Raw genomic sequence first — 17,804 nt, 5'->3', positions numbered from 1 at the left:
GGAGGGTTACATTTATCTTGTGTGATTACGTTACGGTAATTGTAGCGATACACCCAATAGGTTTTCGATTTTCTATCGAAAACGTCCAGGCGTATCGATGACAGAGATCGTTGACTATCAATAACCCTAAACCATGTCCTTCGTCATTAGTGGAGTGATTAAGACCGGGCCCATTGTCCTCTACTGTTATTGAGTCAGTACAGACATTAAGTGTGACTTTACCTTCTTCTGATGCAGCGATGGCATTTCTAATTAAGTTTCCCACGATGATATTCAGTACTGCGAGTGAAGCATTTAAGTAGGGAGAACTATGAAAAAGTAGTTCAACTTCAATATTTTTTGCATTGGCTTGAGCGCGGTTGTTGTCAATGATTGTTTGAAATTCTGTGTGGCTGACTTCTCTGGTTGCTGAGTCATCTTGGCTTCGCTCATATCTTACCAGTCCTAAAAGGGCGTCTACCATCGTACTCATTTGGTTGATTGCTAAATTAATGCGTAAAGTCTGACGTTTTTGGAATTCAGTTGAACTATCGCGTTCTAAGAGTTTGCTTGCGCCTTTTACAATAGTTAACGGCGTTCTTAGCTCATGACTTGCATAGCGGGCAAAGGCTTGTTCACGTTTGACTAAGCTATGAATCTCTCGTCGGTCGGTATTGAGCTGGTTTGCTAATATCTGGAATTCTTGTGCTCCTCCGGCTGGAATATCAAATATATGGGTAGAGTTACCACTGTATTCAGTCAATTGGTTTGTTAAATGATTCAGAGGAGCAATGAGGCGCTGAGACAAACGAGATAATAATGCACCAAAGATAATAAACATTCCGGCGATAGTGGTAATGATAACGGCACTCGAAAATAGGGTTTCTTTTGGGCCGAACTCAATTTGATTAATATCAGACAGTAAAATGACCGGTTTCTTGGTTCCATCTTTTATGTAATGGCCGAAATAGAGCATCCGTGATTCAGAATCCACCCCCACTTCTCCAACGAATTCTTCCCTATTTTCTAGATAGCGATGATAGCTATCCGGGATTAGATTGATGTCATCATAGGCGCTGGTTAAAACATCAATGGTAATTTTCCCCTTTTCTCCATTCATAAAGCGCTGTACGGCTTCATTCTTGTCAATTTCAATTCGCCGCTCTCCAGCCTTGTCTTCAGACCAGTGTAAAGTCGCATAGAAGGTGATGTAGCTCGCCAAGCCCATTACAAACGCGACTGACATAAAAAATATGCCTAACTGACCGGTTAGCGTTCGAGTGCTGAATAAGTTGATTTTGCGCATTATAATCTCTCCAGACGAAAGCCTACCTTGGGCACGGTAACCAGCATGGAATCGGTGAATGGCTTGTCCAACTGGTAGCGCAGATGATAAATGTGGCTGCGCAATATGTCCGTATCTGGTTCGTTGTCTTTCCATAACATATTAATAATTTCGCATCTTGTTACGACGTCAGGCGCGCGTTGACAGAGTCGTTCTAAGATAGCGTAAGTGGTTGGGTTTAACGCTAACTGGATTCCCTCACGATAAGCTTGATGTGTTTTTTGATCTATGCGTAAGCTGCCAAATTCAAGCCAAGTGTGTGTTACGTTTCCTCGGTAACGTTTTATCAGTGCAAATAGGCGAGCTTCTAGTATTTCGAGGTCAAAAGGCTTTGTTACATACTCATCGGCACCATATTTAAATCCACTGAGCATATCTTCTCGGCTATCAAGTGCAGTCAGCATAAGAATGGGAGTGACGTTTCCAGCTTCTCTAAGTTTTTCGCAGACCGTCAAACCACTCATACGAGGAAGCATTAGGTCGAGAATGATCACGTCAAAGGTGTTTTCTAAAGCAAGTTTTAACCCCAATTCGCCATTGTCTGCATAATCGATAACCACTTCTTCGCTTTCGAAGTAATCAAATAAAATACCGACAATTTCGGCATTATCTTCAACTAATAATATTTTTTTCATTTCACGCTTACACGAGTAAGACATCAATCTGCCAATGTTATTTTAATAACATGTCCATTCAAATCCCTATCTGTAAAAATAGGGCGTTTTCATCGTAGATACAACACAACTCCCCAAACGGTTAGCGAGCAGACCATGCTGAGGAGAACGATAGCAGAGCCAATATCTTTAGCCACGCCAGACAACTTGTGATAGTCCAAACTTACTCTATCTACGACAACTTCGATGGCGGTGTTGAGCATTTCGGCAAATAAAACAAGCACCATGCTCAACACGACCATGAGGGTGTGAATGATTGATAAATCTAGCCAGAATGCGAATATAGTCAGTGGTATGAATAACATCAGCTCTTGTTGAAAGGCGGTCTCATTTTTACAGAGCCATTTAAATCCATTAAAACTATGGATGAAGGTATAAAAGATGCGATGAATCCCTGTGCGTTTTATGATGACTTCTTGTTGCATGTTATAAACACCCTTAATGATTGTTAGGATAGAGACTGACAGCTTTGCGTGATATCCAATGTTGAATCGTGGGCTTTCGTATTAACGCCATATAAGCCTAGTAAGCTATGAAACAGGTTGTCATGCGATAGATTACTATTTTGTGCTTTCGTTGCGAGACATTTTTTGTTAATGCCTTTTTGCTTCGCATATTCATCTGGCATCCATATCAACCAAGGAACGTGAGTCTGTTCTTTGGGGGCAATTAGATACGGTGTACCATGAAGATAAACTCCGCCCTCACCTAACGATTCACCGTGATCTGAAATGTATGTCATCATGACATTGTAGTCACTTGATACGCTTTTCAATTTTTCGATAACCCGTGACAACACGTAATCGGTGTAAACCAGCGTATTGTCGTATACGTTAACAATCTGTTTGTCATTGCAGTTTTCTATATCACTTCTGTTGCAAGCCGGTTGGAACGGTGCTTGTATATTCGGATACCGTTGCCAGTATGTCGGACCATGGCTACCAATCGTATGTAACACGAGTAACTTGTTATGAGAGCCGTTGTCGATAAAAGCCTTGGCATCTTTTAGCATCGCGACATCAAAGCAAGTTAAACCATTACAGTCCTCATTGTTTAATGAAGCATTAATGGTTTTGTATGCCAGATGCTTAGCTACGCCTTTATCACCACCATCGTTATCTATCCACAATATGTCGACGCCTGCGTGTTGAATGACATCAAGCGCATTATCTTGTGCTGCTGCACGAGGCTTGTTATAGGAATGTCTTGTCATGTTAGAGAACATACACGGTACAGATAGTGCAGTATAAGTCCCACATGATGATACATCCTGAAATGAGATTAATCCCATGTCTTTTGTATAAGGGTTCGTGTCACGCTTGTAGCCATTATAAGCGAAGTTCATCGCACGGGCGGTTTCCCCTAAAACGATAACCATAAGCGTTGGCTTACTATTAGGAGTCGCCACCATTTGAGCATCGCTACCAATCGTGTGATAGTCCAGTTTGGTTTCTAAATATGTTTTCTTTAAATATCTTGCTCCATAGTAAATGTGTGCTGGAATGATCATTTTATTTAAATAACAGTTATTACGACCGACAGACGCATAGTCCTTGTAACAAGTCTGTGCAATGAGGCCGATTCCTATCGCGGCAACTAAAATAAGGCTCACTCGTGAACCCACCGCTTTCATCCATGTGCTATAGGGCGTGATGCGAACCCATGCTAAAAACACACAAGGTAGTACCCCGAAACATAGCAAATAGCACACTGTCGTCATGTTTAAATAAAAAGAGATCTCAGATAAATTGGTTTCGAAAACACTCTCCATCATTGAGGAGTCAAACATCACTTGGAAGTTTTTTTCGGCGTACAAGGCTGCTGCTGACGTCAGTACGACGAAAAACAGGAATGGTTTAAAGAAATAAGGCCATGCAAAGAGTGAAAAAATGATGATGAATGCGCAGGTGAGTAGTATCGGTGCAGTGTAGAAAAAAAATGGGTTGGGCACGCTGTCACTGAGGTGGAACAATGTGTTTAGAACAGGATAATTAATCACCGTACCAAAATACACCGCACACAATACAATGAGCGTAGTCATACTCATTGGAATTTGTCGAGAAGGCAGAATTTTTAAACTTATCATCAACAATAGGCCTAATAGCTAGTTTATTCGTTATTGGTCGATGCTCAGTATCCCAGTTGAAGTGTGAAAAAAATGTCGATGGAAGCATTTAAAGGGAGAGGACGAATAATCCCATTTTTCATCCGATAGAAATGTTTAGTTCAATATATCTAGCACGTGAATAAGAGAGTACGCCCCACCTATTATTGTGGTTTTTAACTCATTGTTCTGGAACCACGGCAAGCATTCAATATTGCACTTTTTCCACTTACACGGTTTCCCATTAAACTGCAATACCAGCCATAGGAACGCATTTTTGCAAGATAATAAGCCAGATCTTGGCCGTTTTATGGATGATGGTCGTTCCACATTTCAAAGGTGCGAGTGAAACGGAATCATGTTGGGTGTTCACTCTTATGGTATCGGTAGGTTGTACCCCGATAGACGTTCTTGATATCACGTTGGGGTGATATGAAAGCGATAATAATGGTGATTATTTCACTTTCAGATAGATGTTCTTGACGATTTTACTTGCGTTCAGCGCGTTTAAGTTGAAGCTTTGTCATTAAGAGAAAAAAGCCTGACAAAACCGTCGACATGACAAAATAGGTCGGTTAATTTATTCATAGCGGGTTGCTTGTGATGATTGCTTTGTCGGTAGTGCGATCTGCTCTGTGACCCCGATGTTAGTGCCCAATTATTTTTACCCCGAGTGCAGGTGAGTTAACCTGAGTCAGCCAAATATAAGGACACCCTATGCGCCTATTGATGATTGTTTTAGCTTCATTGTGGCTTAGTGCCTGCAGTACCACTTACCAAAATCAAGACATTACTGGACAAGACTTTATCACTGTAAACGGTGAAAGCCTTGAGCAAACACCGATGCAATTTCCGCAAGATGTGGCAGGTGAGCCGACGTTATTATTGATTGGATATAAACAAGACTCTCAATTTGATATCGACCGGTGGTTAATTGGTTTGGATATGACCCAAACCAAAGTGGCAGTGTATGAGTTGCCAACCATACAAGGCATGTTGCCGCGTATGTTTAGCCCATTTATTGATAACGGCATGCGCGCCGGGATCCCTAAATCATTATGGAAAGGCGTGGTGACCATATATAAAGATGGTGAGCGCGTACAAGCTTTTACCGGCAATCAAAACCCTAACAACGCCCGAGTCGTGTTGCTTGATGCCCAAGGCAAGGTGATTTACTTCTACGATAAAGGCTTTGCCGTTGAGGCATTAAATGAGGTTCGTGCAGCGTTAACATTCAGCCGATAATTGCAGCTTTGATTAACTAACTTGTTCGCCATACAGGACTTTCATCATTAGGCCACAGTTGTGCTTAATAGATGATTACGCTGCTAAAGATTGCTTTAATAAGTAAAAGTTAACATAACGTATTGCCACATACGCGACAGTTAAGGTTGCAATTGCCAGCTCGAAGATGGCTAGCAGGCTTATCTGTTCAACGTATTGCGGTGCCACTCCTATGGTTTGCATCCAAAGCGCCATTTTAAATAACGCGGTTGCACCAATCACCATTGGAAAAGTAAACGCAGCATAAGCGGGGCTAAAAGGCAGTTGCAGTAACTTATAAAATGCCACGTAAATAATCGCCGTCATCAACACCGCAATACCAAATAGTAAACCGACAATCACTGGTGATGGGACTGCGGTTACCGTTAAATAACCGGCTAACGATAAACTGGCGGGTGCAGCTAAAATGGCAATAGTGGGTTTGGCGGCATCGGGTATTTCATGGGTGAAGATTAACCGATAAATCATCATTGGTAACATGACGCCATAAGCTAACATGCCAAATATTAAAGCGCCAAAAGCCAAGCCTGCTAGCCCTTGTGTACCCGAAAAAGACACGTCAGCCACAATAATGCCTACCGGTGGTACAAACCAACTTGGCACCATATGATGTAATTCAAAAACTTTAGCGCGGTGATAAATAAATGCCACTAAAAATACAATATGTAGTCCTAAGCCTATAAGCCATAGGCCATCACCTAAAATTAATGAGTAATGCCCCAGTGAATTCGACACCACCATGGTTGCCATGGCAAATGTAGGTACCACACTGCCGACGACAGGGTGCGCTAAGTCTGCTTTAAGCGTGTCCGAATGAAAAAAGTATTTCACTGTTAATATTAGTAATAACACACTGGCAATTAACGCTCCCAGTAATTGGCCATTACCATTCAAGTTGGCCCAGTTTTCCCAACACCAACCTAAGCTAGCAATGCCTAAGGCAAGTCCAGCCATTGGTGTTGGAGCAGACAGTAATTTCATTTTAGTGGTTTGAAGCATAATCATCTCAATGTCATGAGGATTCTGAGGTAGCGATTTAGCTAGAACAAGAATGAGGTATTAATCAATAAAATGAATGTTACGCTTGCCAATCGTTCATTTATATCTAACAATTTAAAACCTTGGTTAAGTAATTCTTAACGTTTAACAGTAATTATTTAAACTCAAAAGGTTGCGATATGTCTGCACACATTTCTTTTAAACAGCTTCATGTGTTCAACGCAATTATTGAGCATAAAACCTTAACGGCGGTTGCACAGAAATTATTTATCTCTAAAGCGGCAGTCAGCTTGTCGTTAGCGGAATTAGAAAGGCAGCTTGGTCATCCGTTATTTGACCGAGTCAACAACCGATTAATTTTGAACCAAGAAGGCAAAAAATTACTGCCATTGGCTGACGAGTTAATTAACCGTTTGCAGCATATCAACCATATATTTGAGCAAGAGCAAGGTTTATCAGGGGTATTAAGGGTGGGCAGCAGTGACACCATTGGCAATCATATTACCCCCAGTATATTGAGCGGCTTTAGACAAGTTGTGACGCAACAAACCCAGCGATTATTTATCTCTAATTCAGCCCATATTTGTCAAAAAATTATTGATTACGAAGTCGATATTGGGCTTATTGAAGGTAAACCTCATCATCCAGATATTATCGCTACCCCTTTTAGCGGTGATAATATGTGCATTATTTGCGCGCCCTCTCATCCATTTGCAACTAAAAAACAAGTGACATTAGCTGAGCTTGAAAACAGTGATTGGGTGCTGCGTGAGCATGGTTCTGGTTCTCGTGCCAGTTTCATTCAAAACCTTGCTCCTCATTTGAAGCAATGGCATCAATGTGTCGAGCTTAATACGACTGAAGCACTTATTAATTCCGTTGCGGCAGGGCTAGGATTTGGCTGTTTATCGAGTATCGCGGCGCAATATGCCATCCGCAGTCAGCGGGTGTGCAAAATTAACATCACGGTTGATATCTCCCGAGAGTTTTGGATATTAACCCATAAAGACAAATATCAAAGTCCATTATTAAGCAGTTTTATTGACCACTGTAAAAAATGGGGCAATGAAAACCGACATTTGCGTTAACTCATGCCAATAACACCACATCGTAGAGTCATGCCAATCAGTTAAGCTGATTGGCATTTTCTTATCATCCGTTATTTATCAAGGCTATTGTTCCACAATTGTTGTACACACCAGATAAATTCTAATGACGCTTGAATGGTATTAAGGGCTGGGGTAGGGTGATTGAATATTATTACACCCAATGTTTGATATTTCAGTCCCTTAAGGCAAACCTGCAGCATGAGCATTCATTTTAAAAATAAAATAAAAGCCGATAGGCCATTTCAATACAAAGCGCCAATAAGCGCTGTGGGTCGTCAGTTTGAAAGCGATCGCGGCCGAATTATTAATTCGGCCGCCATTCGTCGTTTACAGCAAAAAACTCAAGTGTTTCCGCTTGAGCGTAATGCCGCAGTGCGTAGTCGTTTGACTCACTCAATGGAAGTGCAACAAGTGGGTCGTTATATCAGTCAGTTAATTTGTGATGAGTTAAAAAAGACGGCTTCTAAAACTGACGATCTGGGTTTAATTGAATTTGATCGCGAACTAGAAACCTTGGTGGAAATGTCATGTTTAATGCACGACGTTGGCAATCCGCCGTTTGGACACTTTGGTGAAGCTGCATTAATTGACTGGTTAGAAACCAACCTTAATAAAATTTACCTGCAAGCCCACCAACAAGATTTACCTAAAGACATTGAACGCGACCTGATTAGTTTTGAAGGTAATGCGCAAGGTATTCGGTTAATTCACACCTTATTGAAACTCAATTTAACCTATTCGCAAGCATCGGGGATTATGAAGTACACCCGCTGCGGCACTGAAGTAAAACCTGAAAAAGGAAGTGATGATCCCCACAGCTATTTAAAAAAGAAAGTGGGTTATTACTTGAGTGAAACTGACTATATTACTGAGCTACAAAATACCTTAGCTATAGAGCCGCATTGTCGCTCGCCATTCTCTTACATAATGGAAGCCGCTGACGATATTTCTTACGGCATTGCTGACTTAGAGGATGCGGTTGAAAAGGGAGTGTTGACCGTTGAGCAAATGAAACTAGCGCTCATTGCTAAGTTTGCTGAGTTGGCGTCGCATTTGCCAGAAGAGCAGCATGATGTTATGAAAAAAATGCTAGATAGGGCGACCAGCAGTGCCCAAGGCAACGACAATTCATTTTTTGTTTTCTTACGCGTTGGGGTGAACTTTAGATTACCGCAACACGCTCAAAAACGCTTTATAGATAACATTGAAGCGGTGTATCACGGTCATTTTAACCAAGCATTGATTGAAGACAATAGTGTGAACCACATGGTTGTAGAAACCTTCAAGCAGGTGGCTTTAGAGCAAGCATTCTGTCACCCAGAGGTTGAGGCGCGGGAGTTGCAAGGTTATCGGGTGATTAGTGGTTTAATGCAATGTTATCAGCCGTTGTTAGCATTAACTCAAGCCCAGTTTAATGTGCTGGTTTATGGGGTACGAACTCATGAAGATAAAGCCATTAGTATTCCTATTTACCCTAAGCGGTTATTTAAAAAATTGTCATCAAAACACTTAACGGCTTACCAACTTGCAATGGAAAATAACCAATTAACGGAGCAAATTAGTGATGAATCTTGTCGCGAGTTTTATTTCCGGACTCGGTTATTAATTGATTATATTAGTGGCATGACCGATCAATTTGCCTATGATGAATATCGTGCCTTCCATGTTATCGCCGACTTTTAAGCACCTTTGAATATTAACCGATATCTTCAGTAAACTCGTATGCAAAGCGCTGTAGTTAACGCACCGACTTACTTCAACATAGAAGCTATAAAATGAAAAAAAGGCCTGAATAAATTCAGGCCTTTTGCTTGCTATAAAGTCATGACTGACACAGAGGATGAGAATGTGTCTTTTATGCTTAGTTTACGTAGCTATGCGCTTCAGCCATTTTGGCTGGTGAGTGACATACAGAACAAGATTCAACAATCGGTTCAGGGTTAAATATGGCGAAGTCGCCGCTTTCACCTTGGTGCATACCGGTTGGTGTGACGATGACATTAAAATCGCCGCCTTGTTGTTTCATATGGTTTTTCGCCGCATCGCCAGTATGACAAGTTGCACAGTTGGCCGTAATGGCGGTAATACCATAAACGTTTGCTTCATCAACACCATTGAGAACAACAGCCGGTGACACGTTTGCTAAGTCAATATCACCTGTATGACAAGCGGTACACTCAACGAGTTTGTTCCTGTCAGTGGTTGGCATATTGTTTAAATCACGGTCTTGGTTGTACTCTCCAAAGTGCATATTGTGGACAAACGGTCCCCATGCCATTGGGTAATCTTTGCCAGCTTTATCGGTTTCCCAGTTAAAGGCTGAATGACACTGAGTACATGCATCGCCACCCAAATCAAACCCACCGCGTTGATCACCATGACCTTTTAAGCCTTCAGTATGACAAGATAAACACTTCATGCCATCCGAACTGGTACGGCGTACATCTTTAATGTTTGACACACTAATAGGTGCATTACCATCTGCATAAGCAATACGACCATCTACACCACCTGTTAATACTTCGCCTTCAACATGCGCAATGGCATGTTCGATAACGTATGTATAGGTGCCATCGGTGTTGGTTACGCCGCCAGTTGAGCGGGCAACATGGCCTGCATCTCTGCCTGGTAACATTGCTTCGCCATTCACCATTACCGTTGCCCAGCCTCTTGGGCTTGCATCCGTTATGGCTGCAATATCAACCGTTGTACCGTTTGCGTCAGTAGCTTTAACGGTAACATGAATGTTAGCTAGGTCTGTGCTGCGGGCAACCGAAACAAGTTCAAATGCATAACGATTTAACGCTTCATCACGCGCTTTACCATTGTTATGTTCATAGTATTTAAACTCGCCTTTGGCATGACAAGATGCACAGCTTTCATCATCGTAAGCCGAATGGTTGTGTCCTTCGCGCTCAGGATTTTTTAGGTCACTATGACAGGTTACACAGCCATTAATGGATGCCGTAAATTCAACGTCATCAATATGACAAGTTGAGCAACGTTTCATATCCATTGAATAGTTACTCCACAATGCAGAGTGCCCTTTAGATACTTTTCCACCTGTACCATCAGCCATTTTACCGTGGCCAATCATGGCTAATGTATTTTCTGCCCAGCCACCATCTTGCTTTTCAGTATGGGTATGACAAGTTAGACAAGCGTCAACAATGACAATGTTTTGATCATTATCAAGCGCATGGTGATGTTGATGCCAACCCCAAGCGGCATTACCTGATGCCGCTGTAAACTCACCATGACAAGCAACGCATTTAGCGTCGTCGGTGGTTTTTACCTGAGCATATTGAGTGGTTTCGGAAAACATAATCCGCTTAGTACGCGGCATGCCATTGTTACCATTACCTGGACGAATATAACCGACCCCGATAGATTGAGCAGTGGCTTGTTCTTGCGGCATTTGTAACTCATAAATGCCATTACCTTGGTGGGTTAGTGTTCCTGTTGAGGAGTCTTGTCCTTCAAAAAACGTCACATCAACCGTATCGGCAAGTAACCCTAAGTCATTAGTGAGTGTTGAAAAGAGCTGTACTCTGTCAAGATCTTCTATGGCAATGCCATCTTGATTCTCGACTGAAAACTCAACATTAACGGTGCCTTCACCGTAATGCCAATCAATCACCTTAGCCACTGCTGATGTGGTTACCACAGGCGGCTCCCACGGTGCTCCTGGTTTGCCGTCATCGCCATTACATGCTGAAAGCCCCAAAACCGCGCTGACTAAAAACGCAATACTATATCCATTGTTTTTGCTCATGTTATTACTCCATCATCCAATACCTCTATATGGGTATCTAAGGCGGATGTTATTTGTAAAGTAATCGTAAAGATGCTTGGTTGCTCACAAAAAATTAGATAAGTTATTTATCTTTTCAAATAGTAACTTATGTTAATTTCTCCCTACTAATCCAAACTTAATTGACGCTTAATTTGTGTCGCCTTTTTGTGTCAGTTCGTTGTGAATTATTGAGTCTTTACTCTATTTTTTCGTTATCGATATTGCAGGCTAAATTCAATTTGATCCGGGCTTAAGTCTGGCTTAATCCGTTTAGGTAACAATGTGCTCAAATTGGCGAAATGTCAGTGAGGGTATTGGTTGTGTTGGGTCATGACCACGCCAGCTTGTAAAAGCGCAATCGGTATCAAATCGCTAAATATGCCCCGTGAACGGTTAAGTTCAAATGCGGGCGCTGACAGCGAAAAAAATAATAATGAATAAAGGAGACGGGTTTTGAAAAAGATCGGAATTTTCTTGCTGTGTTTACTGATGCCTGTGGCAACAGTGATGGCAGAGCAAAAGCAACCATTGTCAGTGGATGTGCTGTGGCAATTAAATCGTATTGGTAGTCCAATTATTTCACCTAATGGTGGCCAAGTGGTCGCCCCAGTTACGCAATATGATGTGCCAGAAGACAAGGGTTCAACTCAGTTATGGTTGTTTGATGAAAACGGCAAAACCCAGCGTGCATTAACTGCAAAAGGCTTACGTGCGAGTGAGCCTGTCTTTTCACCCGACGGTAAAATGATTGCCTTTATCAGCAAGCGAGATAAAGACGATTCGGGGCAAATTTACTTGTTACCGATGACCGAACCGGGTGAAGCGCAGCGCTTAACTAATGTGCCAGGTGGCGTAAAAGGGCTTAAATGGGTTGGTGAACATATTTACTTTATTAGCCGTATTTTCCCGGGTAAAAACTGGGATGAAATGGCAACGCAATTACAAGCGGATAAAGCAGACAAAGTATCAGCGCATCAGTGGAATGCATTGCCGTTCTCAAGTTTTGACCATTGGATTGATGAAGACCGTGAAGCTCACGTATTTAGAATTCCTGCAGCGGGTGGCAAAGTAGAAGCTATCACGCAAAAATTTGCCCAGCAATTACCACGCTCCTCACAAGGTTCTGGTAGCTACGATATTGACCCGAAAGAGCAATGGATTGCATTTAATTCAAATGGTTGGGACAATCAAGTCGATGCAAAAATTGATATTTTTCTCGGTAAAATTGGTAGTGATAAAGCGGTTAACTTAACCCCAAATAACCAAGCGCCTGATAGCAGCCCAACCTTTAGCCCTAATGGTAAAACGTTAGCGTTTACCCGTCAGGCCATTGCTGGATTTTATGCTGACACCGCTAAATTAGTGTTGTTAGACATGGTTAAACGCAGCGAAAAAGTCATTGCTAAAGATTGGGACCGCTCTGTGTCTCGTTTTGTGTGGACACCAGATAGCAAAGGGTTTTATGCCGCAATTGATGACGCCGCTACGCGTCGTATTTTCTACATTAATGCTAGCAACGGTAAAGTAAAACCTGTTACGAAAGCGACTAACTTTGGTAAGCCATCGATTGCAAATAACGGTACATTAGTTGCCGCTAATGATAGTTTTTTACATCCAGCGCGTATCGTAAAAATTAATAAGCGTAACGGTAAAACGACGCGTTTAGACAGCTTTAATGATGATATTTTAAAAGATGTGGATTTAGGCACTTATGAGTCAGTGACTTATAAAGGCTATAACGATCAAGACATTCAAATGTGGGTGCATTACCCTCCAGGGTTTGATCGCTCTAAAAAATACCCATTAATGATGTTAATTCACGGCGGCCCGCACAATGCCATTTCAGACGGTTTCCATTATCGTTGGAATGCACAAACGTTTGCCTCTTGGGGATACGTAACAGCATGGCCTAACTTCCATGGTTCTAGCAGCTTTGGCCAAGACTTTGCCGATAGCATTAACCCTGACTGGAAAACCAAGTCACTAGAAGATGTCTTTAAAGCGACGGAATGGTTTACCGACAAAGACTGGATTGACGACAAACGTTTAGTGGCAGGCGGTGCAAGTTATGGTGGGTATTTAACCTCAATTATTTTAGGTCAAGAACACCCATTTAATGCGTTATTCATCCATGCTGCGGTTTATAACATGTATTCGCAAATGGCTGCAGATTTTGCCGTACACAGTACCCGTTTTGGTAGCTACTGGGAAAAACCTGAAATTTATCAGTCAATTTCACCGCATTATGGCGCGAAAAACTTTAATACCCCAACCTTAGTTGTACATGGTCAATTAGATTACCGCGTGCCTGTTGGTCAAGGTTTTGAGTTATTCCGAACCTTACAAACCCGTGGTATTGAGTCGCGAATGATTTATTTCCCAGACGAAAACCATTGGATTATGAAGCCAAATAATTCAATTTATTGGTATAACCAAGTACAAGATTGGATGACCAAACATGCCGAGCCTGGCGCTCAGTAATGTCGGTTTATGAATAAAAATAAGGCTGCCAATTGGCAGCCTTATTTGTTTATATATTGCGGTGAACTAATGATTATTTCTCGCGGCACTGGGTGTTTACTAACGCGACTTGGGCAAGATTAATGTCGCGGCGTAATATGCACTGACCGTGTTCGATGAACAAACTAAATTGCTCAGGCATAGCGGTGCTGCGCCCCATAATAAGGTTGCCGTTGGCATCTTTATGGGCAGCATGCTCTAGGGTTAATTGATGATGCTGACTAAACGCGGATTGGGCAATGCGCACTTGCTTTAGTGACAGTAATTGCGCAATAGCTTGGGCTATTTCAGCATGGCTTTGAGGTGTCACTTTGGCAACCAATGCGGGGATGGGTTGTGGCTGCTTTATTACTGTGTTTGCCGCGGTGTTAGTCGTGGCCGTTTTAGCTGAGGGCGTTAAGTCAGGTGTTGTGGGCTTTGAAACCACACAACCACTGATGACCAAGCTGAGGCTAAGCAACAGCGGCGTGGTGTAGTTTAATAAGCGGGTTGTTGTCAACATATTATTGTTCTCCACCATAGCCACCAAGAATACGGTTATTGAATAACACGTTTTGCATTCTGGTATCTTTTAGTATAAACCCTTCATCGACAAAGCCTGGCGCAACGTGTGTGTTAAAGGTTTTGGCTTGCGCATTCACCGGACAGGTGTTGTTGTCACGATAATATAGCGCAGCACTTAATAGGCGCTCATTAGGGTCGCCTAAACCATGGCTTAGGTCATCTTCTAACGGGCAGCCGTTAATTTCACTGTCAGTGGTGGCATTTTGGCTAGGGGTAAATCCGTCTGAGTATTCGCCAAACCCTTTGTCGTTAACGCCTTTAAATTGAATGGTGAAATAAGTGGTGTTGCAATTGTCAGTTGGGTAAAAACCATAAGGCTTACCACAGGTAGTGCCGCCTAATTGAATCACTTCAATATCGACTCCACGCAGGGCATTGATAAAGGCTTCTGAGGCAGAGCATGTACTGGCCGTTGTAAGCACAAATACTCGCTTTAAGTTCAGTGTCGGTAAATGGGTTCCTGCGCCAATTAAATCGGTATTAAAGCCTAAGGTTTGGTTGAAAAAAGGCATTGGTTCCAGTGGCTGATTTAATACCGGATCCGTATTGGGGTATTTGTCATTAAAGCTGGTGCGCTCAAACACCTTGTTTTGGGTGGCGTTGTTTCCTGCGACCATGTAAGCCATTTGGCTTGCTATGGCTAGCAAGCCGCCGCCGTTATAGCGCAGGTCGATAACTAAGTCGTCTACGCCTTGAGTGCTTAACGTATTAAAGGCGTCGAATAAGCCCCTTTCTGCGGTGGCAATGTGGGTATTAAATTGTAAATAACCAACCTTGGCGTTAGTCGTTTGCAAAACCTTGGTGTTTTGTACTGGGGTGGCGATAACGGTTTGTGCGGTCATCGTGACAGTGCGATTCACGCTGCTGTTTAAGTCGCGCACTTCAAATTCGGTTTGTTTGCCATCGACACTTGGAAATAACCCTGCGTTAAGAATATCAATGCTGGCAGAGTCGGCAGCGTTTTCAACATTCACCCCATCGACTGAGATAATCATTGCCCCGCGGCTAATGTTGACGTCAGCGGCAGGCGTGTTGGGTTCGGTAAAGGTAATGGTGACTTGGCGCGGCACACCTTGTGCTGCATTTTGTAACTTAACGTTCATCCCATAACCAAATGAGGCACCTGATTGATTGAGCTGTTGCCACTCTGGGGTGGACATATAGAAATGAAAGTTATCTTTTTTATTCCCGGTGTCTGATAATTCTTGGGTTTTAAGTTGATTAAAATAGTCGGTTACTGACACGTTAGCGGGATCGGTGTCGACAATTTCGTCATACCAAAGATAGGTGTCATTACTCCATGAACGCAGCCATAGTTTTTCAGTTAAATTATCAGTCGATGAACATTGCTGAGCTAGCTCACTGTACGGGGTGTATTGTCCTGCCACCCACATTGGTGCATCTGAGCCACTGTCATTTGAACTACCACCACAAGCCGTTAAGCTGATGGCTGCCAGTAGCGATAACATTGTTGAACGTATTGTCATAAATAATCCTTTATCGTAAACGGCCCTCAAACCCAATGAAGGTGAGGTTAGCTTCATGGCGGATAAGAAAATGAGTTTTTCCTGATAACAATATTATTACAAGCACTGTTTTTTGTAACGCGTTAAATAAGCACAGACAAAGGGCATGGATGAGTCACAACTCAAAGGATAACAGCAATCATGACTGTACTCAGTGACAGACAGCGTGGCTAACGGCAGAAGGTGAGGTTGTGATAAGCGTGGGTGGGTTATCTATATTCCAATGGATCTTGTTTAAGATTACTTTGGCAAATTATGCGTAAGTCGTTGATGCTAGTGTAATTAGGCTGTACTAGTTGAGTGCGTTGTCATTAACAAAGGCATGAGCAGGACATAAAAAGCGAACCTAAAGAGGTTCGCTTTATGGGTGAAAATAGGGAGTAATTTAAGCTATTGCCCTAGCTTTTTTTAAGGTTGGCTGAAACCATGGCGCGCTTATTAAAGTATTGGAATGTTTCTGACAGCACCACTTTACGCAACCCAATAATGGCAATTAAGTTTGGAATAATCATTAAGCCATTGACGGTGTCAGCAAGTAACCAAATAAAGTCTAGCTTGATGAAAGCACCGCCAGCAATTAAACACAAAAAGATAAATTGATATACATTTGTGCCTTGTTCGCCCAAGGTGTTATTGGTTAGGTAATACCAACAGCGGCTACCGTAATAGTTCCAACCTAAAATGGTGGTAAAGGCAAAACACACCAATGCAATGGTGACAACGTATTGACCCACAATTGCCGAACCCCCCATCGCAAACGCGGCGCTAGTCATCGCCGCTCCAGCAGTATCACCACTCCACACACCGGTAATAATGAGCACTAGACCGGTCATGGTACAAATTAAAATCGTATCGAAAAATGTGCCTGTCATGCTCACTAAACCCTGTTCAACAGGTTCTTTAGTTTGCGCTGCCGCAGCGGCAATAGGTGCACTACCTAAACCAGACTCATTTGAGAATACCCCGCGAGCAATACCAATTTGAATTGCTTGCGCAACGGTTGCACCTAAGAACCCCCCGGCTGCTGAAATGGGTGTAAATGCAGAGTGAATGACTAATTCAAATGCTGGCATAATTTGGTCTGAGAACATCACCAAAATCCATAAACACGCAAGAATATAACCCAGCGCCATGGTCGGTACTAAACGCTGCGCAACGTTGGCAATACGTTTTACGCCGCCAATGGTTACCGCCGCGACCATAGAAGTAAGCACTAACGCCGTCACCCATGTTGGAACGTCAAATGCGATGGTCATAGCGTCGCTAATCGCATTAACTTGGGCGAATGTACCAATACCAAAGAATGCTACGCCAACACCAAATATCGCGAATATGTTAGCTAACCATTTAAGGCCAAGACCGCGTTCAATGTAATACATTGGGCCGCCAGCAATTCTACCGTGGGCGTCGGTGGTGCGATATTTTACCGCCAGCATACATTCAGCGTATTTGGTTGCCATACCGAAAAAGGCAGCTAACCACATCCAAAATAATGCCCCAGGGCCACCTATTTTAATTGCGGTGGCAACACCGACAATATTACCGGTACCAATGGTGGCAGAAAGTGCAGTACAAAGAGCAGCAAATGACGACAGATCGCCTTTGCCGTTGGCAGGTTTAAACAGCAGGCTTAGTGCTAACGGTAATTTAAGCACTTGCAATAGGCCAAGGCGTACGGTGAGGTACAAACCGGTTCCGACCAATAAAGCAAGAGTGATGGGCCCCCAAACAACGGAGTTAATGTCAGCTAAAAGCGCTTGTAAATTCATGGTGTTCCTCGAATATTAAATAACAAAATTAATATGGAGGAGGAAAAGAAATGGCTGATAATTGGTACTGAGGATTAGCAATCAATGCCAAACACCATTCGTATCGCAGGCGATATAGAATGATTTAGGCACAAC

The 17,804-nt window shown here is 42.6% G+C and carries 13 protein-coding genes; 4 read left to right on the top strand and 9 right to left on the bottom strand.

The features are described 5' to 3' along the window. Nucleotides 1-25: 25 nt before the first annotated feature. The 4 genes from G3R48_RS10670 to G3R48_RS10655 form a co-directional block, all read right to left on the bottom strand. On the bottom strand, nt 26-1,285 hold the full coding sequence (locus tag G3R48_RS10670) for a sensor histidine kinase (protein ID WP_153664913.1): 1,260 nt from the start codon (nt 1,283-1,285) through the stop codon (nt 26-28). Beyond that, complete coding sequence (locus G3R48_RS10665) at nt 1,285-1,959, bottom strand: response regulator transcription factor (RefSeq protein ID WP_153664911.1); 675 nt, start codon at nt 1,957-1,959, stop codon at nt 1,285-1,287. The genes G3R48_RS10670 and G3R48_RS10665 overlap by 1 nt, the downstream gene beginning before the upstream one ends. A gap of 89 nt (nt 1,960-2,048) precedes the next feature. Then, the gene (locus G3R48_RS10660; protein WP_153664909.1) at nt 2,049-2,423 is read right to left on the bottom strand and encodes a diacylglycerol kinase; all 375 of its coding nucleotides are present in this window, start codon (nt 2,421-2,423) and stop codon (nt 2,049-2,051) included. A gap of 23 nt (nt 2,424-2,446) precedes the next feature. Continuing rightward, nucleotides 2,447-4,084 (bottom strand): phosphoethanolamine transferase, encoded by a 1,638-nt coding sequence (locus G3R48_RS10655; RefSeq protein WP_228497463.1) that lies wholly within the window; start codon nt 4,082-4,084, stop codon nt 2,447-2,449. A 735-nt stretch (nt 4,085-4,819) separates the two neighbouring features. Between G3R48_RS10655 and G3R48_RS10650 the strand changes: the two genes are divergently transcribed. Next, entirely contained in the window at nt 4,820-5,347 is a 528-nt protein-coding gene (locus G3R48_RS10650; protein WP_153664907.1) for a hypothetical protein, read from the top strand. 75 nt (nt 5,348-5,422) lie between these two features. Here the strand turns inward: G3R48_RS10650 and G3R48_RS10645 are convergent, their stop codons facing one another. After that, nucleotides 5,423-6,385 carry a TDT family transporter gene (locus tag G3R48_RS10645; protein ID WP_153664905.1) on the bottom strand — a complete coding sequence of 321 codons (963 nt, stop codon included), beginning with the start codon at nt 6,383-6,385 and terminating at the stop codon, nt 5,423-5,425. A gap of 179 nt (nt 6,386-6,564) precedes the next feature. Here G3R48_RS10645 and G3R48_RS10640 point away from each other — a divergent pair, with 179 nt between their 5' ends. Together G3R48_RS10640 and dgt are read left to right on the top strand one after the other, a co-directional pair. After that, nucleotides 6,565-7,473: a LysR family transcriptional regulator gene (locus tag G3R48_RS10640; RefSeq protein WP_153664903.1), complete on the top strand. Its 909-nt coding sequence runs from the start codon at nt 6,565-6,567 to the stop codon at nt 7,471-7,473. Nucleotides 7,474-7,692: 219 nt separating this feature from the next. Beyond that, entirely contained in the window at nt 7,693-9,177 is a 1,485-nt protein-coding gene (dgt, locus tag G3R48_RS10635) for a dGTPase (protein WP_153664901.1), read from the top strand. Nucleotides 9,178-9,355: 178 nt separating this feature from the next. On the opposite strand, the gene G3R48_RS10630 is transcribed toward dgt, so the two are convergent. After that, nucleotides 9,356-11,269 carry a multiheme c-type cytochrome gene (locus G3R48_RS10630; protein ID WP_153664899.1) on the bottom strand — a complete coding sequence of 638 codons (1,914 nt, stop codon included), beginning with the start codon at nt 11,267-11,269 and terminating at the stop codon, nt 9,356-9,358. Nucleotides 11,270-11,743: 474 nt separating this feature from the next. Here G3R48_RS10630 and G3R48_RS10625 point away from each other — a divergent pair, with 474 nt between their 5' ends. After that, on the top strand, nt 11,744-13,771 hold the full coding sequence (locus tag G3R48_RS10625; protein WP_153664897.1) for a S9 family peptidase: 2,028 nt from the start codon (nt 11,744-11,746) through the stop codon (nt 13,769-13,771). Nucleotides 13,772-13,844: 73 nt separating this feature from the next. On the opposite strand, the gene G3R48_RS10620 is transcribed toward G3R48_RS10625, so the two are convergent. The 3 genes from G3R48_RS10620 to G3R48_RS10610 form a co-directional block, all read right to left on the bottom strand. Next, the gene (locus G3R48_RS10620; protein WP_153664895.1) at nt 13,845-14,312 is read right to left on the bottom strand and encodes a hypothetical protein; all 468 of its coding nucleotides are present in this window, start codon (nt 14,310-14,312) and stop codon (nt 13,845-13,847) included. Nucleotide 14,313: 1 nt separating this feature from the next. After that, nucleotides 14,314-15,861: a S41 family peptidase gene (locus G3R48_RS10615; protein ID WP_153664893.1), complete on the bottom strand. Its 1,548-nt coding sequence runs from the start codon at nt 15,859-15,861 to the stop codon at nt 14,314-14,316. Between the two features lie 437 nt (nt 15,862-16,298). Beyond that, complete coding sequence (locus tag G3R48_RS10610; RefSeq protein WP_153664891.1) at nt 16,299-17,669, bottom strand: alanine/glycine:cation symporter family protein; 1,371 nt, start codon at nt 17,667-17,669, stop codon at nt 16,299-16,301. Nucleotides 17,670-17,804: the final 135 nt, after the last annotated feature.

The sequence above is a fragment of the Shewanella intestini genome (genome assembly GCF_018221465.1).
Classification (GTDB): Bacteria; Pseudomonadota; Gammaproteobacteria; order Enterobacterales; family Shewanellaceae; genus Shewanella; species Shewanella intestini.
Note: the sequence above shows the minus strand (reverse complement) of the source record. Positions and strands in the feature narration are given on the sequence as shown.

Coding starts and splice junctions, on each gene's coding strand:
- G3R48_RS10670 (WP_153664913.1), bottom strand. CDS start 1,285: ATGCGCAAAATCAACTTATTCAGCACTCGAACGCTAACCGGTCAGTTA.
- G3R48_RS10665 (WP_153664911.1), bottom strand. CDS start 1,959: ATGAAAAAAATATTATTAGTTGAAGATAATGCCGAAATTGTCGGTATT.
- G3R48_RS10660 (WP_153664909.1), bottom strand. CDS start 2,423: ATGCAACAAGAAGTCATCATAAAACGCACAGGGATTCATCGCATCTTT.
- G3R48_RS10655 (WP_228497463.1), bottom strand. CDS start 4,084: ATGATAAGTTTAAAAATTCTGCCTTCTCGACAAATTCCAATGAGTATG.
- G3R48_RS10650 (WP_153664907.1), top strand. CDS start 4,820: ATGCGCCTATTGATGATTGTTTTAGCTTCATTGTGGCTTAGTGCCTGC.
- G3R48_RS10645 (WP_153664905.1), bottom strand. CDS start 6,385: ATGCTTCAAACCACTAAAATGAAATTACTGTCTGCTCCAACACCAATG.
- G3R48_RS10640 (WP_153664903.1), top strand. CDS start 6,565: ATGTCTGCACACATTTCTTTTAAACAGCTTCATGTGTTCAACGCAATT.
- dgt (WP_153664901.1), top strand. CDS start 7,693: ATGAGCATTCATTTTAAAAATAAAATAAAAGCCGATAGGCCATTTCAA.
- G3R48_RS10630 (WP_153664899.1), bottom strand. CDS start 11,269: ATGAGCAAAAACAATGGATATAGTATTGCGTTTTTAGTCAGCGCGGTT.
- G3R48_RS10620 (WP_153664895.1), bottom strand. CDS start 14,312: ATGTTGACAACAACCCGCTTATTAAACTACACCACGCCGCTGTTGCTT.
- G3R48_RS10615 (WP_153664893.1), bottom strand. CDS start 15,861: ATGACAATACGTTCAACAATGTTATCGCTACTGGCAGCCATCAGCTTA.
- G3R48_RS10610 (WP_153664891.1), bottom strand. CDS start 17,669: ATGAATTTACAAGCGCTTTTAGCTGACATTAACTCCGTTGTTTGGGGG.